General features: G+C 39.8%; 18 protein-coding genes and 1 pseudogene. 5 read left to right on the plus strand and 14 right to left on the minus strand.

Annotated features, from left to right (window positions below; genetic code table 11):
• Positions 1-60: 60 nt before the first annotated feature.
• Both BSCG_RS05430 and BSCG_RS05425 read left to right on the plus strand, forming a co-directional pair.
• Positions 61-612, plus strand: a complete 552-nt coding sequence (locus tag BSCG_RS05430) for a DUF3332 domain-containing protein (RefSeq protein WP_004295891.1) — start codon at positions 61-63, stop codon at positions 610-612.
• A gap of 93 nt (positions 613-705) precedes the next feature.
• Complete coding sequence (locus BSCG_RS05425) at positions 706-1158, plus strand: hypothetical protein (RefSeq protein ID WP_004295890.1); 453 nt, start codon at positions 706-708, stop codon at positions 1156-1158.
• On the opposite strand, the gene BSCG_RS05420 is transcribed toward BSCG_RS05425, so the two are convergent.
• Positions 1112-3421, minus strand: coding sequence for a BamA/TamA family outer membrane protein (locus BSCG_RS05420; protein ID WP_004295889.1), 2310 nt, complete (start codon positions 3419-3421; stop codon positions 1112-1114). The two genes, BSCG_RS05425 and BSCG_RS05420, sit on opposite strands and share 47 nt — an antisense overlap.
• A 142-nt stretch (positions 3422-3563) precedes the next feature.
• Here BSCG_RS05420 and BSCG_RS05415 point away from each other — a divergent pair, with 142 nt between their 5' ends.
• Entirely contained in the window at positions 3564-4328 is a 765-nt protein-coding gene (locus tag BSCG_RS05415; protein ID WP_008776990.1) for a TrmH family RNA methyltransferase, read from the plus strand.
• Here BSCG_RS05415 and BSCG_RS05410 read toward each other — a convergent pair.
• The 5 genes and pseudogenes from BSCG_RS05410 to ileS all read right to left on the minus strand — a co-directional run bounded on the left by BSCG_RS05410 (position 4279) and on the right by ileS (position 10395).
• Positions 4279-4665: a hypothetical protein gene (locus BSCG_RS05410; RefSeq protein WP_004303301.1), complete on the minus strand. Its 387-nt coding sequence runs from the start codon at positions 4663-4665 to the stop codon at positions 4279-4281. The two genes, BSCG_RS05415 and BSCG_RS05410, sit on opposite strands and share 50 nt — an antisense overlap.
• Before the next feature lie 5 nt (positions 4666-4670).
• Complete coding sequence (locus tag BSCG_RS05405; RefSeq protein ID WP_008640156.1) at positions 4671-5747, minus strand: DUF4296 domain-containing protein; 1077 nt, start codon at positions 5745-5747, stop codon at positions 4671-4673.
• A complete protein-coding gene (locus BSCG_RS05400; RefSeq protein ID WP_004295884.1) occupies positions 5737-6393 on the minus strand; it encodes a lipoprotein signal peptidase in 657 nt (218 codons plus the stop codon). Before BSCG_RS05400 ends, BSCG_RS05405 begins: the two co-directional genes overlap by 11 nt.
• Before the next feature lie 97 nt (positions 6394-6490).
• The gene (locus tag BSCG_RS05395) at positions 6491-6871 is read right to left on the minus strand and encodes a TraR/DksA family transcriptional regulator (RefSeq protein WP_004295883.1); all 381 of its coding nucleotides are present in this window, start codon (positions 6869-6871) and stop codon (positions 6491-6493) included.
• 35 nt (positions 6872-6906) lie between these two features.
• Positions 6907-10395, minus strand: a pseudogene (gene ileS / locus BSCG_RS05390) (isoleucine--tRNA ligase).
• A 210-nt stretch (positions 10396-10605) separates the two neighbouring features.
• Here ileS and BSCG_RS05385 point away from each other — a divergent pair.
• Positions 10606-11655, plus strand: coding sequence for a DUF2776 domain-containing protein (locus BSCG_RS05385; protein ID WP_008776992.1), 1050 nt, complete (start codon positions 10606-10608; stop codon positions 11653-11655).
• A 98-nt stretch (positions 11656-11753) separates the two neighbouring features.
• Here BSCG_RS05385 and BSCG_RS05380 read toward each other — a convergent pair whose 3' ends face one another.
• A complete protein-coding gene (locus tag BSCG_RS05380; protein ID WP_004295880.1) occupies positions 11754-13292 on the minus strand; it encodes a carbon-nitrogen hydrolase family protein in 1539 nt (512 codons plus the stop codon).
• A 601-nt stretch (positions 13293-13893) separates the two neighbouring features.
• On the opposite strand from BSCG_RS05380, the gene BSCG_RS05375 reads away from it, so the two are divergent.
• Positions 13894-14724 (plus strand): GyrI-like domain-containing protein, encoded by an 831-nt coding sequence (locus BSCG_RS05375; RefSeq protein ID WP_224262705.1) that lies wholly within the window; start codon positions 13894-13896, stop codon positions 14722-14724.
• 46 nt (positions 14725-14770) lie between these two features.
• Here BSCG_RS05375 and BSCG_RS05370 read toward each other — a convergent pair whose 3' ends face one another.
• The 7 genes from BSCG_RS05370 to BSCG_RS05340 form a co-directional block, all read right to left on the minus strand.
• Positions 14771-15508 (minus strand): hypothetical protein, encoded by a 738-nt coding sequence (locus BSCG_RS05370; protein WP_008022456.1) that lies wholly within the window; start codon positions 15506-15508, stop codon positions 14771-14773.
• Positions 15509-15592: 84 nt separating this feature from the next.
• A complete protein-coding gene (locus BSCG_RS05365; RefSeq protein ID WP_004309348.1) occupies positions 15593-16063 on the minus strand; it encodes a 5' nucleotidase, NT5C type in 471 nt (156 codons plus the stop codon).
• 7 nt (positions 16064-16070) lie between these two features.
• Complete coding sequence (locus BSCG_RS05360) at positions 16071-16940, minus strand: agmatine deiminase family protein (RefSeq protein WP_004309347.1); 870 nt, start codon at positions 16938-16940, stop codon at positions 16071-16073.
• A gap of 242 nt (positions 16941-17182) precedes the next feature.
• The gene (gene xylE / locus BSCG_RS05355) at positions 17183-18637 is read right to left on the minus strand and encodes a D-xylose transporter XylE (protein ID WP_008776995.1); all 1455 of its coding nucleotides are present in this window, start codon (positions 18635-18637) and stop codon (positions 17183-17185) included.
• A 138-nt stretch (positions 18638-18775) separates the two neighbouring features.
• Positions 18776-20092, minus strand: coding sequence for a xylose isomerase (gene xylA, locus BSCG_RS05350; RefSeq protein WP_004295876.1), 1317 nt, complete (start codon positions 20090-20092; stop codon positions 18776-18778).
• Between the two features lie 41 nt (positions 20093-20133).
• Entirely contained in the window at positions 20134-21657 is a 1524-nt protein-coding gene (locus tag BSCG_RS05345) for a xylulokinase (RefSeq protein ID WP_008776996.1), read from the minus strand.
• A gap of 116 nt (positions 21658-21773) precedes the next feature.
• Positions 21774-22505, minus strand: a complete 732-nt coding sequence (locus tag BSCG_RS05340) for an NUDIX hydrolase (RefSeq protein ID WP_004295874.1) — start codon at positions 22503-22505, stop codon at positions 21774-21776.
• Positions 22506-22792: the final 287 nt, after the last annotated feature.

A 22792-nucleotide genomic window follows, 5' to 3' on the forward strand; every position in this document is an offset into this window, starting at 1 on the left:
ATTTGCATACACATAAGAGAGAAATTATCAATATTTTTTATTAATCAAAAACATTTTAACATGAAAAGAGGAAAACTGACTTTAGTCGCAGTAGTACTTAGTGGTAGCTTATTATTCAGTTCTTGTGTAGGATCATTTGGTTTATTCAACCGCCTGTCTTCCTGGAATCAATCAGTTGGAAACAAGTTTGTAAACGAACTCGTATTCCTTGCTTTCAACATTGTTCCGGTTTATGGTGTAGCTTACCTGGCTGATGCTTTAGTTATCAACTCAATCGAATTCTGGAGTGGCTCCAATCCGATGGCTAATGTAGGTGACGTAAAGAAAGTAAAAGGAGAAAACGGCAACTACATGGTGAAAACTCTTGAGAATGGATATTCCATTACTAAAGAGGGCGAAACTGCTTCAATGGACCTGATCTACAACAAAGAAGCCAACACATGGAATGTCGTTGCAAACGGTGAAAGCGCTGAATTAGTAAAAATGAACAATGATGGCACTGCTGATTTGTTCTTGCCAAATGGCGAAAAGATGAATGTAACGCTGGATGCTCAAGGCATGCTGGCAGCACGCCAGGCTACAATGAGCAATTTTATGTTTGCCGCCCGCTAAAAATAAAAACAAATACGAAGGAGATGAAACATCATATAGGAGTTTCATCTCCTTTTTCAATCTTATCTTCTTCTATCAAGAATCTTTTGTACTATGAATAAACTACATACACTTATCTATTCTGTTCTAATCTTCACCTGTCTATCTTGTCAGCAACAGACTCCTCAAACTCAAATAGAACAGACAGCCATAGATTTTTGTGAAGCCTTTTATAATTTCAATTATCCGGTCGCCAAAGAATGGAGCACGCCTTCTTCTCAATCTTATCTTAGTTTCTTAGCATCTAATGTCGGGCAACCCCATCTGGAGCAACTTAAGACACGAGGCGCTGCAAAAGTTTCTGTTATTTCAAGTGAGATAGATGCTAATTTAGAAGAAGCGTCGGTTGTCTGCCAAATCAAAAATGCATTCGTCATTCATCCCATCGGAGGAAAAATGGAATACGTAAGTTCCCTGCAAGATACGCTCGAATTAGTAAGAGTAAATAATAAATGGCTGATTAGAAAGGATATCCCACAGCAAAATGGAAAGCAAAGTCACGACTGAATTTAGGATGAATGATGGGGAAATGCTCTTTCCTCGTTTCATAGGCAGGATTGACAGCTTTCATACCTCCGTCAAAACGCAAAATAAAGAAATCCAAATCCAGGCGGAGACCTAATCCGTAGGCCACTGCTATTTGCTTATAAAACCTATCAAACTTGAAAACCCCTCCCGGTTGATTGGCATAACTCCGGATGGTCCAGATATTACCAGCATCAATAAATACCGCCCCCTGAAACTTCCAGAATAACTTGCTTCGGTATTCAATACTGGCATCCAGTTTAATATCTCCGGATTGATCGAGCAAATTCCCATTTCCTGCAAAAGAGCCCGGTCCCAAATCGCGAACACTCCATCCGCGGACACTATTGGCTCCACCAGAGAAATATTGTTTCTCAAACGGAATAGTCTTCGCATTTCCATAAGGTACAGCTATTCCCACACCAGCATGAAACGCAAAAGAGTTACGATAATCGATTCTGATATTCTTAGCAAAATCAAACTCCCCTTTCAGATATTGAGCATAAGGAATTCCCAGAATAGCGTATTCACCATTACTGTTCTTCCGAATGTTTGCAGCCTTTGACAGAGCATACATTACATTTCCCGCCGATTCGAAATTAAAACGGATGGAGTATGAATTAGAAGCAATCGTATTATTGATAATCGATCCTCCCACGCTATTATAATTATAGCTATATCCCATATTTATAATCAGTCGATCCTGATAATTATACTGGAATATATGGTTCTGTCCTTTATTTATATAGTCTTCTTTAAACCTTTCAGAGATACGGGGCAAATAAAGGAAAGCAATATTTATCAAATCAATACGGTGTTGTATCTTCTGACGTTGTGTCCACTTGTAACTCCAGTTAGCAGAAGCCATCGTACGCAAGAACTCCGGTCGCAACTGATAATTATACTGTAAACCAAACTCTGTTGTAGCCCTGATTTTCCGTTTAAAATCAGAGGAAATGAATGGGAACAGGAAATTAGGAAAGTTGATACTCGTTTCCACTCCATACTCCGTATAGTTATTATTTGAATAGCCTGCCTGAAGCCCGGAAATAACCTCATACGCTCCACGGAATTTTATCATAAACGTTTCCGACCCGCGAAAGAGATTCCTATTCTGGAAAGAAACGGAAGCTGCCGCTCCCAAGTCACCGGCAGAATTGGTTCCCTCTACCTCAAAGGATACCGATTTATGCTTGCTCTTAGTCAACATCACGTAACAATCGAGCATTGTTGAATCTCCAACTTGAGTCTCGATAAAACGGATATTCGTATATTTCAATGCAGACAAACGCCCGAAACTGGAATAAGTTTGCTGCACATCACGCTCATTAAACAAATCGCCGGAAGCAAACCGGAGGTTATCCGTAAGCACTTTAGGACGTAAATAGAGCTTATCCTTATAGTAAATCGGATATCCCTTATAATGAACCGAATCATTAATATCCACACTGCTCAAGGCAGAAGACTGCAAAACGTCATAATCCGTAATAAAATTAATCTTATTGATCCAATATTGCTGATGTGCCCTTGCCGAATCACTCGCATGCGCTTTATACATCTGCAAATGTTGAGTCAGATCTACATTATAAGTATTACGAACCGTATCGGCCGTATATCCGATATAATCCTTATTAAATTTATAATAGCCATTCCGAAGCAACTTATTCGTGATACGTTGTCTGTCCGCATCCAATACATTCACATCCAAATACATTCCTTCCTTCAACAAGCTTCTGGCAGAATCCTGTTTGAGAAGAGAGGCTATTTTAGGATCATAAATATCATATTTGATAGATTGAACAACGTAGGGTTTGCCGGTCGTTACATCATAATACAGCTTAATCTTTTTCTTTTTTATTTTAGTCGAACGCTTCACGGTTGCCGCCATATATCCCATATTGTGCACAGCCTTAGTGATCTCTTCTTCAGAGCGTTTCGCTTCGTCCTCGCTATATATTACAGGAGCATCCCCTATCCTTCTTAAAAATTTGTTTCCCCATTTGGTCGAATCACGCCCCGACAGATTATATACATAAAGTTGGGTCTTTATCAGACTGAACCACTTGGCATTAGGATTTTGGCGAACATACATGCGCAAGGAAGAAGGCCGTATATTTTTTTGGTCCGTACGAATTTTGACTTCATCCAGCAAATAAGATCCATCCGGCACAAACTTAGTGGTAGTACACGAAGCAAGTGACAAGACAGCAGCAGAAGCAAGCAAATAAAGAAAATTTCTCCTCATACGGTTTTACATCGATAGCATGAAAAATGCGCTTACAAAGATAAATTATATTTTCTGACGGGGAAAATAATTTAAGAAAAAGAGAGGAAAGTAAGGATAGATTGGAAATATCTTTATAGCTTTGCAAAAGAATATCAAATCTATGGCATCATTAAGTAAAAACAAAATAAAGTTTATCCACTCGCTGGAACTGAAGAAAATACGTAAAGAAGAGCGGGTATTTCTGGCTGAAGGTCCTAAATTGGTAGGCGATTTACTCGGACATTTTCCCTGTCGTTTTTTAGCTGCCACTCCCTCCTGGTTTCAGGAGCATCCGGGTATTGACGCAAGTGAACTGGTAGAAGTTTCACAGGAAGATCTTTCACGGGCCAGTTTATTGAAAACTCCCCAACAGGTACTTGCCATTTTCGAACAACCACAATATACTTTGGATCCGGAGGCAGTTCGTTCATCACTTTGCCTTGCATTGGACGATGTACAAGATCCCGGAAATCTGGGTACCATTATCCGTTTGGCCGACTGGTTTGGCATCGAACATATTATCTGCTCGCAGAATACGGTAGATGTATATAACCCTAAGACCATACAAGCCACTATGGGTGGAATTGCCCGGGTGAAAGTACATTATACTTCCCTCCCCGATTTTATCCGGTCGCTCGGAGATACTCCTGTGTTCGGTACGTTCCTGGATGGAAAAAACATGTATGAACAACCATTGTCGGCCAATGGCTTGATCGTAATGGGAAATGAAGGGAATGGCATAGGGAAAGAGGTAGCCACATTAATCAACCGAAAATTATATATCCCCAATTACCCGGCAGGCCAAGAGACATCCGAGTCTCTGAATGTAGCCATTGCTACCGCAGTAATCTGTGCCGAGTTCCGTCGACAGGCTGCATGGAAGTAAAATCAAAAGGATAAAACAAATAAGGAAATAAAGCTTCCCCCTTCTTTTCTGCTTCCTGCAGATACTCATTAAAACATTGGGAAGATTGATTCGAAACACTGGGAAGATTGATTTGAAACACTGGGATGTTTTTTAAAATCATCCCAGTGTTTTTTATTTCTTCCATCTGACTTTCAGAAAGCAGCACAATCACTCCCGGCATCCATTCAACCGACTCAATCTCTTCGGTCAATGGGAACACACCTCGGACAACTCCTTCGTCAGTGATCTCCACTACCTGCTGCTTCATATATCCGACGGCAGGTATCAGCAAATAATGAGAAGCAAAGCGTTTCATTACAATCAGTTGTTTGAACGTCTTTGTTGTTGCTTCCTGCGTTGATTCATCTGGCGTTCTTTTCTTTGCTCTATCCGTTCCTTTTGGATATGCTGTTCCACCTGAATCTGCTCCGGCTTCTTCTCACGATGAGTTCCCGTACGACGACGGTTCATCTCTTCCGGTGTCAGACGCTGAATGTCATCTTTATTCTTGTCTATGACCTTATGTAAAGAGTCGGCATTTTCTTTAGTAGCTATCTTCTTCAAAGAATCCGCTTTCAATGCTTCTATCTTATTCAAAGAATCGCGTACGGCAAATGCGAGCGTATCCGTACAATGATAACGAGTCATCATGAAGCGGTCGGCCAATACTGCCCCGCCTTTTTCCTGGCTATCCATCGGATAATAAATGAAACCTTTTATTTCTTTCATCGAACCTAATGTGTCTGCAAACAAACGAATTTGTTGCACACCCGGTTCAGTCACCGTTTTCCAATGATTGATCGTATCTTTTTCGTAAATCACCTGCATAGCCATAGTGACACCTCTTAAAGAGTCGGCAAGCATCGGCTCCAGGAAACGATACCGCACTTCCCATACCAGTGTATCCCGGTCTTTGTAGTTAGAGTCAGTCGGCAAAGTAAATACATATTGATTATCCATCATTTCACCGGTCAGACGTACCATACGCTGCCACGGCCAGACATCGATGCTATCACCTTGCTTGGTCATTTTCGGTTTCTTATCACGCTTGGCTATCAGGTCACCAACAAGTTCCTGTTCGTCTTTCAAGCGTTTTTTCACCTTATCATAAATTTTCGATAAAATCTCTGTGTTACGGGTATACCAAACCATGGATGAGTCAAATGCAGCTTGTGTAGTCCCGTATTTCTTGAAAACGGCGTCGATATACAATGCTTTCTTATAGTTCTCACTATAAGGCAAATTATCTCCCATAGACTTTGCCACATGATAATCATACAGCAAATTCTCCATCTTCGATTCCGAGATTACATCACTGGGTCTTTTCACTTTACACCCGGCTACCGCAAACACGAACATGCAGATGAGACACAGATGAAACCGAAATTTATTTTTCATGATCCGTAGCTTCCTTTTTATCTTTATCCAGCGAATGATAAGACTCATTCAAATATTTACTATAAAAGAGTAACAAGGCAATGATACCGCAACTGATAGCGGCATCCGCAAAATTAAAGATCGGACTAAAGAATATAAAATGCTCTCCACCTACAAACGGCATCCATGTAGGCCAGTTTGTATCTATAATCGGAAAGTAAAACATATCCACTACTTTTCCGTAAAACCAAGTAGAATATCCACCACCTTCGGGCATGAAACTGGCAATCTGCGAATGAGTGCTTTCATTGAAAATAACTCCATAGAACACGCTATCTATGATGTTCCCCAAAGCACCGGTCAGGATAAGAGCCACACAGACGATATAACCTGTTTTAAACCCTTTCTTTATGATTTTATAGAGATACCACCCTATCAATGCTACCGCAACAATGCGGAATGTTGTCAGGAATAACTTGCCGAAGATTTCCATACCGAAAGCCATCCCGTTGTTTTCGGTGAAATAGATATAAAACCAATCGGTCACACGTATACTTTCATGCCAGTACATGTGAGTTTTAATCCAGACCTTGATGATCTGGTCAATAATCAATACGGAAAAGATAACGAGAAGGGCAATTCTCCCCTTCGTGAATAGTTTCTTCATGTGTTTATTATAAGTTAAACATAACGAGCTACAAGTGCCGTGCGTAAACTTTGCGCAGCTACTTGTAGCTCGTTACCTGTAGCCTACTTGCTATCTGTTATTTTTTACCACTGTTCTTTGCTTCAATGCTTAATGTAGCATGAGGAACAGCACGCAGACGCTCTGCCGGAATCAACTTTCCGGTTTCACGGCAAATGCCGTACGTTTTATTCTCAATACGTACCAAAGCAGCTTGTAATCCTTGGATAAACTTCAGCTGACGTTGTGCCAGTCGGGTCGTTTCTTCCTTGGAGAGCGTATTAGCTCCTTCTTCCAATACTTTATACGTAGGAGATGTATCGTCGGTATCATTACCGTCCAGTCCCATCAAACTTTTCTTCAACTGTTCATAGTCACGTTGTGCCAATTCCAGTTTCTCCATAATAATGGCACGGAATTCCTCGAGTTCCGCATCCGAATATCTAGTCTTTTCTGCCATAACTTTACAATTTTAAAAGGTTAATCAATATAGTATTAGTCTTTTATCACGTTCACAAACAATGAGAAATCGTCAAACTCCAACATTGTTCCGTCTTTCACTTCATCTACAAGTTCAAGAGATGTGCCTAAAACCTGGTTACAAATATAAGTATTATATTCATTTACCGCATCATCTGTTTGCGTATTTTTCGAGATTGTTATTTTTATTTTGTCTGTAATCTCGAAGCCGCTTGACTTACGTATATTCTGAATACGGTTCACCAGTTCACGAGCAATACCCTCGCGACGCAGTTCTTCGGTAATGGTCACTTCAAGCGCTACTGTCAGTTTGCCTTCATTGGCAACCAACCATCCCGGAATATCTTCACTAAAGATCTCGACATCTGATGCTTCAATAACAGCTTCCGCACCATCCAGATTTAATGTATACTTTCCGTTTTTCTCCAATTCACCGATAGCCTCCTGTGACATTTCTGCAACAGCAGCAGCTACTGCTTTCATTTGCTTGCCAAATTTCGGTCCCAGTTTCTTAAAGTCACATTTCACTTTTTTCACCAATACACCGGCTGCACCATCAACGAATCTGACTTCTTTTACGTTCACTTCATTCATAATCAGGTTCTTCACAGCTTCGATATGAGCTTTCTGCTCTTCATCTACCACCGGAACCATGATACACTGCAGCGGTTGGCGTACCTTGATATTCACCTTGCGGCGCAATGCCAACACCATAGATGTAACATCCTGTGCCATTTGCATGCGGGCTTCCAGTTCCTTGTCTATCATTTCTTCCTGATATTTCGGGAATTCGGCAAGATGGACAGAAACTACATTGTCACGTCCTGTTGCTGTAATCAAGTCAGTATACAACCGGTCTGCATAGAACGGAGATACAGGAGCCATCAGTTTGGCAACTGTTTCGAGACAAGTGTACAATGTCTGATAAGCAGACAATTTATCCTGTGTAAATTCACCACCCCAGAAACGTTTACGATTCAGGCGAACATACCAGTTGGACAAATTATCATTCACAAAATCAGAAATCAAACGTCCTGCCTTTGTCGGTTCATATTCATTATAGCATGTATCTACCTCCTTTATCAATGTATTCAATACAGACAAGATCCAGCGGTCGATCTCCGGACGTTCTGCCATCGGTACATCCGCTTCTTTATACTCAAATCCGTCTACATTCGCATAAAGCGCAAAGAATGAATACGTATTATATAAGGTACCGAAGAATTTACGGCGAACCTCTTCCACTCCTTCAACGTCAAATTTCAGGTTATCCCACGGAGAAGAATTGGTAATCATGTACCAACGCAACGGGTCGGAACCATACTTTTCAATCGTAGTAAACGGATCGACAGCGTTATTCAAACGCTTGGACATCTTGTTACCGTTCTTATCGAGTACCAAACCGTTAGAGATAACAGCTTTGTAGGACACGCTGTCAAATACCATGGTAGCGATAGCATGCAAGGTAAAGAACCAACCACGAGTCTGGTCTACTCCTTCTGCGATAAAGTCAGCCGGATATACCTGACGGTTATCCAACAGTTCTTTATTTTCGAACGGATAATGGATCTGCGCGTATGGCATAGCACCCGAATCGAACCATACATCAATCAAGTCTGATTCACGCTTCATCGGTTTGCCGTCTTTCGATACCAATATGACGTCGTCTACATAAGGACGGTGAAGATCAATCTTATCATAATTTTCTTCCGAATATTGACCCGGCACGAAACCTTTATCCTTGTATGGATTGGATTTCATAAATCCGGCAGCTACCGATTTCTCGATTTCATTATAAAGTTCTTCTACAGATTCGATACATATCTCATCCGTATTATCTTCTGTACGCCAGATAGGCAATGGAGTACCCCAATAACGAGAACGGCTAAGGTTCCAGTCATTCAGATTTTCCAGCCACTTGCCGAAACGGCCGGTTCCGGTAGATTCCGGTTTCCAGTTGATGGTTTTATTCAATTCCATCATTCGCTCCTTGCAAGCGGTAGAACGGATAAACCAGCTATCCAATGGATAATAAAGCACCGGTTTGTCTGTACGCCAGCAGTGCGGATAATTGTGGACATGCTTTTCTATCTTGAAAGCCTTGTTGTCTGCTTTCATCATCATGGCAATGACAATATCCAAAGATTCGGCTGCTTGCGCAGCTTTCTCATCGTATTTGCCATCCACCATAAATTGAGGATCATAAGCATTTTTCACCCATGCACCCTGATATTCTTTGTATTTATCTACATCAACACATTCTTTTACGAAATTCTCATCCAGCTCATTCAACAGATAGAATTTACCAGTTAAATCCACCATCGGACGAGTTTCGCCTTTCTTATTAATCATGAACAGTGACGGGATTCCTGCAGCACGTGCCACATTCGCATCATCCGCACCAAATGTAGGTGCAATGTGAACGATACCTGTACCATCTTCTGTAGTAACATAATCACCCGGTATTACACGGAAAGCCTTATCACTAGGCTTCCAGTTGCCATTTTCGGATACCTCAACCGGTTTTACCCAAGGAATCAACTGCTCATATTCCATACCGACAAGATCAGTACCTTTGTATTCGGCAATCACTTTAAATGGTACAAGTTTATCTCCGGCTTTGTAGTCCTCCAATTTCAGATCAGCAGCTTTTGCATTGAAGTGTACATTCAATAAAGCTTTTGCCAGAACAACCGTGATAGGTTCTCCGGTATAAGCGTTGTAAGACTGTACAGCCACATAGTCAATTTTGGGTCCCACACAAAGAGCCGTATTTGAAGGCAATGTCCATGGAGTAGTTGTCCAAGCGATAAAATAAGGAGTTCCCCATTCCGTCATTTCCGGTTTAGGATTCTTCATTTTAAATTGGGCAACGGCCGTTGTATCTTTTACATCCCGATAACAGCCTGGTTGATTCAACTCATGTGAGCTCAATCCTGTTCCTGCAGCCGGTGAATATGGTTGGATCGTATATCCTTTATACAACAATCCTTTTTTATGCAGTTGCTTCAATAGCCACCATAATGTCTCAATATAGCGATTATCATACGTGATATAAGGGTGCTTCATATCCACCCAATATCCCATCCGATGAGTCAGGTCTTCCCACTCCTTGGTATATTTCATCACGTCTTTCCGACAAGCCGCATTGTAGTCGGCAACAGAGATTTTCTTACCAATATCTTCTTTTGTGATACCTAATGCCTTTTCTACACTTAGTTCCACAGGCAGTCCGTGCGTATCCCATCCGGCTTTACGCTTCACCTGATAACCCTTCATCGTTTTGTAGCGACAGAAAATGTCCTTAATGGTACGAGCCATTACATGGTGAATACCCGGCATACCATTAGCCGAGGGAGGTCCTTACGAAAACACGAACGAAGGACAGCCATCACGTTCTGTCATACTCTTGGCGAAAACCTGGTTCTCGTCCCATTTCTTCAGCACATCTTTGTTCACCTGCGAAAGGTCAAACTGCGAATATTCAGTAAATCTCTTACCCATAGCTGTCTACGATTTTACTATTTACAATTTACAATTTGAGGGGTATCCCCATTTTTAAGGGTGCAAATTTACAAAAACATTTGTTTAGTTGAGCAAAAAGCTAGGACTTTTAATCGGATTCGTGTGAAGTTAACGATTATAAACCGCCTACAGCCTAAACAAAACAGGTATCTCCTTGTTTTAGTGGGAAACCTAAAAGCACTTTAACTTATGAATTACGGTATTAGCATTTTATTCAGAGCAATCCCTTTGGCGATGGCTATTTTTTGCTTCGGATACGGAGCGTTTATTTATGGTTATGGAGATGACGGGAGTCGTGTTGTGGCCGGTCCTGTTGTGTTTTCACTCGGTATGATATGCATTGCACTGTTTTGCACGGCTGCCACTATCATCCGGCAAATCATACATACTTATAATAAATCGGCCAAATACATTTTGCCGGTTATAGGCTATCTGGCAGCCATCATTACTATTATTGGAGGCATCTGCATTTTCAGTAATGCCACTTCCACCTCTGCATTTGTTGCAGGACACGTTATCACCGGCGTTGGATTTATTACCACTTGTGTAGCTACCGCCGCCACCTCTTCTACCCGATTCTCTTTAATTCCGGGAAATTCAAAAGCGACAAGTAATGAAGTTCCGGAAGGAGCTTTTTCCCTTAATCAGAGACGGGCATTGGTCATTGTTGCCATCATCGTCTCGCTGATCGCATGGATATGGGCATTTGTATTATTAGGCAACAGTCATTCTCATCCTGCTTATTTTGTGGCGGGGCATGTAATGGTCGGTCTGGCATGTATTTGTACCAGTTTGATTGCGCTGGTAGCTACCATAGCACGTCAGATACGTAATGATTATTCAGAAAAAGAACGGAATAAATGGCCGAAACTGGTTTTATTAATGGGATCTATCTCTTTTGTATGGGGATTATTCGTTATTTTGGCAGATTCCGGAAGTGCAAACGGTACCACCGGATATATTATGCTCGGGTTGGGATTAGTATGTTACAGTATTTCCAGCAAAGTAATCCTGCTGGCTAAGATATGGAGGCAAGAGTTCAAATTAGCCAACCGTATTCCTATGATTCCGGTATTAACGGCATTAACTTGTCTGTTCCTGGCGGCTTTTGTATTCGAGCTTGCTACTACACATGCTGATTATTTCATTCCGGCACGTGTTTTGGTAGGTCTCGGAGCTATTTGCTTTACGCTGTTTTCTATCGTTAGTATATTGGAGAGTGGCACGTCTTCCAAATAAAAAAGTATTCTATCAAAAGGGCGTCACTATATGCCCCGGATAGTGACGCTATCCAAGGCATATAGTGACGCTATCCGGACAGCATAGCGTCACTCTTTTTATTTCTTGTATCTCACCTCATACAGGTCATTCCTGCGGTCTTTCAAGTTGCGTACACTACCATAAGTATGCAGCTCGTTCAGCAAATCCAGGTCAACATCCGATACCAAAATCATTTCGGTGTTAGGAGTTGCCTCTGCCCTCTTTCCGTCTGTTGGAAAAGCAAAGTCGCATGGGGTAAATACCCCCGATTGAGCATATTGAATATCCATATTGTGCACACGGGGAAGATTTCCTACACTTCCGGCAATGACTACAAAACATTCATTCTCGATGGCACGTGCCTGCGCACAAACACGAACACGGGAATAGGCATTCTGGGTATCTGTCAGGAAAGGAACAAATAATATCTGCATTCCCTGATCTGCCATCAGGCGGGAAAGTTCGGGGAACTCGACATCATAGCAAATCAAAACTCCAATCTTTGCACAGTCCGTGTCAAAAGTATTCAGAAGTTTGCCACCATTAAGTCCCCAACTTTTTATTTCATCGGGAGTGACGTGTAATTTCTCGTACATTTCGTAGGTTCCATCCCGTCGGCAAAGAAAACCTACATTATAAAGTAGCCCATCCTCTTTTACGTATGGCATACTTCCGGTTATAATGTTGATATTATAGCTAATAGCCAGATTCATAAACCGTTCCCGAATTTCATCCGTATATTTCGCCAATCCGCGAATAGCCTGCGATTCTCCTTTATCGTTATACTTCGACATCAAAGGAGCATTGAAATATTCCGGGAAAAGAACAAAATCACTTTTATAATCGGAGACTGCATCCACAAAGAATTCTACTTGTTCGAACAGGTCATCCAACGTTTTATAACTACGCATCTGCCATTGCACCAATCCTACGCGAACCGTAGTTTTGGGACTGATATATTCTTGTGTAGGTGGCTGATAATAGATATTATCCCACTGCAGCAAACAAGCATAATGTTTTGATTCTTCATCATTTGGCAGATAATTAGTCATTACCTTACGAACGTGAAAATCATTCGACAACTGGAAAGTAAGTACCGGATCATAAATCTCGCGTTGACGTACCCGTTCGATATATTCTTTCGGACGCATTTTGTCAGCATATTTATGATAATTCGGGATACGTCCGCCAAACATGATCGCTTTCAGGTTCAATGTTTCGCAAAGCTCCTTACGATATTCATACATACGACGTGCGAGACGCAAACCACGATACCCCGGGTGGATAAACACTTCAATGCCATACAGGATATTTCCTTTGGGATTATGTGTATTGAATGTTTCCTTACCTGTAACCTGTGCATACGTATGGTCATTCTTTACTTTATCATAATCAACAATGATAGAAAGGGCACAACCAACGATTTTATCGTCAACTACTGTGACGATCTGACCTTCCGGAAAAATCTTTATTAACTTTTGTATCTGCTCACGAGTCCAAAACACATCGCTGCCGTCAGAATAAACACGGGTAAACGATTGGGATAGTTGTACATAATCTTCTATTTGCAGATTACGTATCTGCACTTTATTAATTTTAATCGGATGTTGTTCCATAACAATATGTGTTTTATAAAAGATAATGCAAAGGTATAGCTATTCCTTTAATTGTGTTTTCAAACCAAGAAATAATTAACAATACTATCTATTTTATGCATTCTTTTTCTGCAAATTCCAAAGGTGAAGAAGCACTCCTTCACCCACAAAATTCTTACTCACAGATAATTCAGAAGAAAGATGAAGGAGTAGAAAAAAACGTTTCTTATATATAGAGAATGCTGCTTAAACAGAAAGAGAAAAAGCAGTGTTTTAAGAGAAGGAAAGCGGTGCTTTAAGTAGGCTAAAGCAATGCTTTAGCTGCGGAAAATAGCTGCTTTTATTTGATTCTGCTTCTTCTATCCACTTCTCTCTAGTCTGGAAAATTCTAAAGGCAAAACAATTAGATTTTCCAAAGGATTTTTTTTAAGCCAGAAACCGATATGAGAAGTCATAGAATCAACTTTTGAATCATTTTCATATAGGATGCGTATATAAATACTATCTTTGCGAATATCAATCATAAATAAAAGAGTACCCCAAAAGGTAAAGAAAATATATGAATTCCAACAAATCCTCCTATCAAGGACAAATCGAGACAATTCTTCATTATCTAAATTCCATGATACAAAAGAATTGGACAGGTAAAACTGCCGATGAGTTCAATCGTTTGATATCCATACCTGAATTAGCTAAAATGGCATGCATGTCTGTTCGTAATCTTCAGCTGATGTTTAAAGCTTACACTAGCGAAACATTACATCAATATATCATTCGTACACGCATGGAATACGCCCAGCAATTACTCAAAGATAATAAAAAAAGTATAGCTGAAATATATGAATATATTGGATTTGCTAACCAGTCAGCTTTAAATAATACACTTCAAAAAAAATACAATCTCACTCCTCGAGAACTACAAAAGAAATTATTGGAAACAAGTCATACTTATCCTTCATATATTTCTCCTTACCGCATAGTGGAATCAGAAACAATACCTGTCTTATTTTTATCTTATATTGGCAATTATGACACTTGTAGCACAGTTGCTTTTGAGACATACACTTGGGACTGCCTATATGAATATGCAAAAGAAAACTCTTTATTGCCAGATAAAGAAGATTATTGGGGGATAGCTTATGATGATACGGACATTACCTCATTAGAAAAATGCCGTTTTTACGCTTGTATAGCTATTCAAAAAGGAATAGGAACCAATCCCCCTCTTACTAGTCCAATAAAACACATGGATTTACCTCAAGGTACATACGCAGTTTATGTCCATCAAGGAGATTATGCATTGTTAGATGCCTTTTATGAGACAATATTGAAACAATTACCGCAATTTTATAGCTTAGGAGAAACTCCAATCCTGGAACATTACTTGAACTCTCCCACTGACACAGATGTGAAAGAGCTTCTTACTGAAGTTTGGATTCCAATCGTTAAATAATTTTGTATAAGGGCGATATTGCACCCTTATACAAAATTAGTAGCTATCATGCCTGATATACACTTTCTATCAAAGACTTAGGACAATATCCGAGGATGTCAATAGAAATTTTCTCGGCTTCTTCTTTTGAGATGTTATCACTAACGATATAGTTCCTAAATACCTTTTCCTTTTCTTTATATGCATAAGATGAAAGCAGCGGCCCTATGATCGTTCGTAATTGCAAGTTTTTAAAATCGTCACTTTGCTTGTCACTTAGACCAACACGTGTAGAATGCATGATGATTGATTTACTTTCTCCATCACGGCAATCTTTAACAGCTTCTTTTAAAACAGATTCTTTTTCCAAAGTATCATAATCTACATTCTTATCCTCAACAATAAATTTTAAAACATTATTCGGTCCAAATTTAATTGTGCCATCATCAAACTTAGCACTTCTTATTAAGATGCCATAATATGCATTAACGTCATCAGATAAACAAATATCAATACCTCCTCTTGTTCCACCTTTAAATTTTGAATTCTTTGTTATACCTGTACGATGAACATAAAATCTTCCATAATTATTTTTTTGCAGTTCATTTCCATGCACAAACTCATCATTAAATTTTGCATCTTTAAAATAAGCTTCTACTTCAATAGGGTAAATTCGTAGCCCATTACTTAGTTCAAACATATAGTTTGTGACTATTAGCTTATTAATTACTTGAAGCTGTTTCTCTATTTCCTTAAAATCAATACATTGCATTAAAACTGCAATTTCCTTTTTCAAAGTATCCATAATTATTATAGTATTAATATTTCTTTGGGTAAAGATAATCTTTTTAGTAAAGAGTTGTTCCGAATATATCAACTTTTTTATTTCTCACTTAGATGATATCAAATAGTCAACAACAGAGTCCCAATTCGGATACAGTTCCGAACCAAATAAGATTAATTCACCACCAAAATTTTCAGCACCATTTTTGAGGCGATCATCTATCAAAAAGTCTCCTTTGTTCAAATTTTTATGATGACTAAGAATTAATCGTTTATAACCATCTGTACCTAACCATTTTCTCACCCATATTAGTTTATCTGACCAGGCAGAAGGATTATTCCAAGGTGCCGTGGAAAGAATATATACATCATAAAAACGCACTAAATGATGGTAGGCATTAATTGCTCCTTCATACGGACTCATTCTTGCAAAAATATTAGGTACCTCATCATATCGTCCTTCATATTCTCTCTTTTCGTATTCACTCAAGTTGTTAATACCTGATTGAAAGTCAACCAGAACATTATCCATATCAATATAAAGTATAGGTTTGGAAATCGGTAATGCTGATATCATATAATTTCTATAATTTACTCACAGTCCAAGACAAACAATTCAATGCACCTCCCCATTTCTTTACAATCGGAGCTATATTAACTTGGTAAATTCGTCCCTCATAGGAAGGATATAACTCTTTTATCTGTTCTAAAGCCTCTCCATCTGTAGATAATCCAAGTCCGGGAACAATGATTATATCACGTGTCTGAAGCATATTTATGTATGCCCAACTATTCTCATAATACTTACTAAGTTTCAAATCCACAACTACAAAAACGTCATTCAATCTACGTCTCATCTCCCGTTCTATCTTTTGAGGATACACTTTCAAGTTGACCAAAATCTTACCATCGCCAATATTGTGAACAATTCCATCTGTATGACCACAGATATCATATCTATCCCATGGTAGAAATATAATATCTGCTCCATAAAAGTTTGCCTTTAATATTGCCAGTACTTCTCCTTGATCAATCTGCGAATTTTCTTGGAACACCTTTTCTGTCATGATAATAATTGGTTTCCGTTCTCTTATACATGATCCCACCCACTTAGAATTTCCCTCACACACAACAACATTCCCTCCATCAACTATAAGTGGCGATTGAATAATATCTATCTTGATACTCGTGGCTTTAAGTACGGGAATAATATTAGTTTTATACTGTGGTTTATCCGTCAAATAATCAGGTTCATAGCGAAATTGAATATAAGTATTAACTCCCCACTGTATTGGCATATAATCTCGGCACCAATAATCTTTAGTGTGCATCAAAGTCCCATGCGCTATATGATGGCGAGAAAGAATATTAGATAATTCTTCATAAACTTTAGGGTAGTGACGTACAAAAAGGTTCGAAAAATAAACAGTATCTTTATATTGCTCTGTTATCATACTTCAATTTTTATAATGCAAAGATAAGCGTATCATTGGAGAACATATTTACTCAAAAATGCAAAAACACTAATTGTAACACCAACGATAAAACAATTAATGCAAAATAAAATATTGATTTACTGAATGATATGTATATAAACAATTATGACACCATACCATTGGTACGATGTCATAATCTTAATAGAACCATGCCAAGAGGCCGAAGTCATAATGACATGATGAAATTACACTAACCTAATTTATTTATTTTTCTTCCAAAGTTTGCTCATATCTTCCAGTGTCTTACCTTTCGTTTCAGGTACCCAACGCCAAACGAAGATAGCAGCAGCCACACAGATTATGCCATATAAACTATATGCAAACATCGGGCTGAAGTCATACAGTGCTGGGAAAGTAGAAGATACAATATAATTGAATATCCATTGGAAAGCTACAGCGATTGCCACCGCTTTACCACGGATGGTGTTCGGGAATATTTCCGAGATCAACACCCAGCAAATCGGTCCCCAAGACATCATAAAGAATGCTGCATACACAATCACTGAAAGTACCGGGAGAACACCCTTTATTGCCATGCTATCACACATTGCTACCGCAAATGCAGCTACAGCCATACCAATAGAACCGATTATCAATAGTGGTTTACGTCCGAAGCGGTCTACTGTGAAGATTGCAACCAATGTAAAGACAATGTTTACAATACCCATAATAACTGTCTGCATCATGCCACCTCCTTCTGCACCTGCATTTTCGAAAATACGAGGAGCATAATAAAGTACCGCATTAATACCGATAGCCTGTTGAAATACAGAAAGCAAAATACCGATCACAATTACTGCCACTCCATAAGTAAAGATTTTCTCTGTCTTTTCATGAGCAGTAGCTTTAATATCATTAAGAATTTCCTGTGCTTTTGTCTTACCATTGATCTTTTCAAGAATCGAATAAGCCTTTTCATCCTGCTGTATCAATACAAGATAACGAGGAGTCTTGGGAACAAAGAACAACAACAGACCGAAGAAAGCTGCAGGGAAAGCTTCCGAACCGAACATGTAACGCCATCCTTCATAAACAGTCCACATATCAGATTCAGCACTAACAGACAGTACACCGGCTGCATCTTTCAAAATAATAGGATTTTGATGGTCGCCCATAATCAGGAAATTCACGAAGTATACTACCAACATACCGAAGATGATAGCAAACTGGTTACACGATACAAGCGTTCCACGAATATTAGAAGGAGCAATTTCAGCAATATACATCGGACAGACTGCAGAAGCCAGTCCAACACCGATACCGCCCAAAACACGATACAAATTAAAAGCAATCAGCAAATCCATGTTCGGCTTTCCATATTCGAAGAATAAGACTTCCGGATAATAGGAACCTAATGCTGAAAGGAAAAAGAGTACGGCAGCAAGCCTTAGAGAATTACGACGTCCCAAACGGGAAGCAAATATACCGGACAAAGCACCACCCAGTACACAGCCAATTAATGCACTGGAAGATGTGATTCCATGCATTACTTTATTGTATTGAAAATCAGAGGCCGAAAGGAAAAAAGCCTCCAAGCCTTTCTCTGCACCGGAAATAACCGCTGTATCGTATCCGAAAAGCAGTCCTCCCAAAATGGCGACAGAGGTTATCGAATATAGGTAGAGTTTACTACCCTCGTTCGTTGTATTAATCATGGTTATAAGTAGATAAAGTAGTGTTGTAGTAGTTGGATTTATATCACCACAGATTTCACAGATTAACACAGATAAAATTCAAAATAAGAGAGAAGAAAATCAATCTGTGACAATCCGTGTAATCTGTGGTGGGGTTAATTAGCAATACATATTCAGAATTGCTTCATAAAGTTCTTGTTTACCGCTAGTCTGCTTCGGTTCACCGTTTGCTTTTGCATAAGCAACTACATCTTCCAAAGTCAACTTGCCATCTTCAAACTCCTTACCTTTACCGCCATCAAATGAAGCGTAACGGTCAGCCAGCATTTTCTTATAGGGAGATTCGTTCAGCAGAGCAGCTGCGCTTTCCAATGCACGAGCCATAGCGTCCATACCTGCGATGTGAGCGATGAAGATATCTTCCAGGTCAGTAGAGTTACGACGAGTTTTAGCGTCGAAGTTTGTTCCACCGTTACCCAAGCCACCGTTGCGGATAATTTGCATCATAGCTTGTGTCAGTTCGTAGTTGTCAATCGGGAATTGGTCTGTATCCCAACCATTCTGATAATCACCACGGTTAGCGTCGATAGAACCCAACATGCCGTTGTCTACTGCTACTGCCAATTCGTGTTCGAAAGTGTGACCAGCCAAAGTTGCGTGGTTTACTTCAATGTTCACTTTGAAATCTTTATCCAAGCCATGAGCTTTCAGGAATCCGATTACTGTTTCTGTATCTACATCATACTGATGTTTTGTCGGTTCCATCGGTTTCGGCTCAATCAGGAAAGTACCTTTGAAACCACGGGCACGAGCATAATCACGAGCGATGGTCAGCATTTTTGCCAAGTGTTCTTTTTCACGTTTCTGATCTGTATTCAGAAGAGACATATAGCCTTCACGGCCACCCCAGAATACATAGTTCTGACCACCCAGTTCGATCGTTGCATCGATTGCATTCTTAATCTGAACAGCAGCACGAGCTACTACGTCAAAATCAGGGTTAGTAGCAGCACCGTTCATATAACGTGCATGGCCAAATACGTTGGCAGTACCCCACAACAGTTTGATGCCAGTTTCTGCTTGTTTCTGTTTTGCATAAGCTACGATTGCTTTCAGGTTAGCTTCGTATTCTTCGATGCTTGCACCTTCAGAAACCAAGTCTACATCGTGGAAACAGTAGTATTCGATACCCATTTTCTGCATGAATTCGAAACCTGCATCCATTTTATCTTTTGCAGCTTGTATAGCGTCAGCATTACTATTCCAAGGGAATTGTTTTGTTCCGCCACCGAATTGGTCGCCACCTTCAGCACACAAAGTATGCCACCATGCCATAGCAAATCTCAACCAATCTTTCATCTTCTTACCGTTGATAACCTTTTCAGCATCGTAGTAACGGAATGCCATCGGATTCTTACTATCTTTACCTTCGAACTTAATCTTTTCAATTCCCGGGAAAAATTCTTTTGTTGCCATAATTCTTTTATTTTTAAAATGGTTATTATTTAAATTGTTAATTATTTATCTGAAGACAGAACCGGAGCCGGTATGTTACCGGTCATCGACTTTTCAAGACGGTATTTCCATTTTGCATACGCGTCAGCATATTCCTGGCGTTTTGCCACATTAGGCTCAATCACATCCAGTTTGTCAAGCGTAGCAAATGCCTCATTGTTATCCTTGTAGATACCTGCACCGATGCCCGCACCTTTCGCAGCGCCTACGGAACCATCCGTATCGTAAAGCTCGATAGTGGCTCCTGTGACTCCTGCCAAAGTATCGCGGAAGATAGAACTCAAAAACATATTAGCGTGTCCGGCATGGATCATCTTCACAGGAATTCCCATTTGCTCCATGATATCAATGCCATATTTAAAAGAGAATACAATACCTTCTTGAGCGGCACGGATAATGTGGTGTTTGCCATGCGTATTAAAATCCAGTCCACGGATACTGCAACCGATTTCTTTATTATTCAGCATACGTTCGGCACCGTTACCAAAGGGCAGGATACTGATTCCCGCACTGCCGATAGGCGCTTTGGAAGCCAATACATTCATTTCATTATAAGATATTCCTTCGGGAGCAATGTTGCGTTTTACCCATGAATTGAGAATACCCGTTCCGTTGATGCAAAGCAATACTCCCAAACGTGTCTGATCTATGGTATGATTGACATGCGCAAAGGTATTGACGCGTGACTGCGGATCATAGTTCACTTCACCGTTCACGCCATAAACCACTCCCGATGTTCCTGCCGTAGAAGCAATCTCTCCCGGATTAAACACATTCAAAGAAAGGGCATTGTTAGGCTGGTCGCCTGCACGATAAGTAATCGGTGTCCCTTCTTTCAGTCCAAGCTCTTTGGCAGCTATTGCATTTACACGTCCCTGCTCTGCAAAGGTCGGTTTAATATCTGCAATCAAAGAAAAATCAAACCCGTAATAATTCATTAAGAAATCAGCCACCCGGTTGTTCTTGAAATCCCAGAACATACCTTCCGAAAGTCCGGAAACAGTTGTGCAGATTTCTCCACTCAACTTCATGGCAATATAATCGCCCGGCAGCATTATCTTATCAATCTGCTCATAGATGGCAGGTTCGTTTTCTTTAATCCACGCCAACTTGGAAGCGGTAAAATTTCCCGGTGAGTTCAACAAATGAGAAAGACATCTCTCCTCCCCGATTGTCTCAAACGCTTTCTGACCGTATGGCACCGCACGGGAGTCACACCAGATGATAGCAGGACGCAATACATGCTGATTCTTATCAACACAAACCAATCCGTGCATCTGATAAGAGATGCCGATGGCTTTAATTTCAGCGGCACTAACTCCGGATTCGGTCATAATAGCCTGCGTGGACAACTTTAAGTTTTCCCACCAACTTTCAGGATCTTGTTCCGCCCATCCGGGATTCACTGCAATAATATTCGCTTCTGTTTTCGGAAAAAATGCCGAGGATACACATTTACCAGTCTCCGCATTTACCAAACTCGCTTTTACAGACGAGCTACCTATGTCATAACCTAATAGAAACATAATTTTATTTACGATTAAACGATTTACTATTTACGATTTAACGCTCAATGCCCGACTATTAATACTTTAACATTCAACGCCTAATACTTAATACTTGATACTTACTTGAACAGGGGCTATCTTCTTACCTTATTATATATCTTCTTATCAAATTTATAATAACGGGCAGCACGGTGAGCCACTCCTTGTTGTTTTTCTTCCAAAGGAACTACATATTCCATCATTGCTATTTTTTTATGGAAGTTACGCACGTCCACGGCTTTGTCGTATACTAATTCAAAAAGAGTCCTTAATTGTGCGGCTGTAAATTTACGCGGAAGCAGTTCGAACAACATGGAAGGATTAAATTCTACGAACTGACGAATATAAGTCATTGCCTCCTTTATAATCAGATTATGGTCGAAAGCCAGTGTTTTCACGTCTTTCAAAGCGACCCAGCAAGCCTGGTGATCGTCCAGATTCTTATCCAATGTACGGTCTATCTTCACCATCGACAAATATGCAATGGTAACAATACGCTCCACTTTTGACTGCATAGCTCTTTCCAACCAACGTACATCTTTCGGATTACTCGTTCTGTTTTTAGAACCAAATGCTTTAAACTGCATCAGATTCACATTTTTAAGTCCTGTCAGTTCATACAAAACTCGTTGTGCAGCTTCATCTAGGGCTTCATCCATATAGATAAGACTTCCGGGAAGTTTCATATCATGATATACTTCTCCATTATCCTCACCTGCACGTTTTACAAGCAACACTTTCAGTTGTTCTCCGTCAAAACCAATCACTACACAGTCTACTGATATATGATTGTTTGCTAAAGGTGTATTTTTCTGTAAATTTTGCATATCTATTTCTTTAAGACGATGCAAATATAGAGGCTAAAAACCATCAAAACAAAAATAAGAACTATGCTATAAAACATTGTTTTTCATATAAATACATATCATACATTCTACAATATGAATAGTTAGTGTTATCTTACGAATTACAATATGTATTTTAGTATTTCCACGGGTGAGTAATTGTATAAAGTACAAAAACTAGATGGACGCTTTATTATCAGTACTTTTCATATCTTTTCCAACAGACACCCGGAAAGGTACTTATTGTATTTTAAACGATATGTCATTTT

The organism is Bacteroides sp. 2_2_4 (genome assembly GCF_000157055.1).
GTDB lineage: Bacteria > Bacteroidota > Bacteroidia > Bacteroidales > Bacteroidaceae > Bacteroides > Bacteroides ovatus.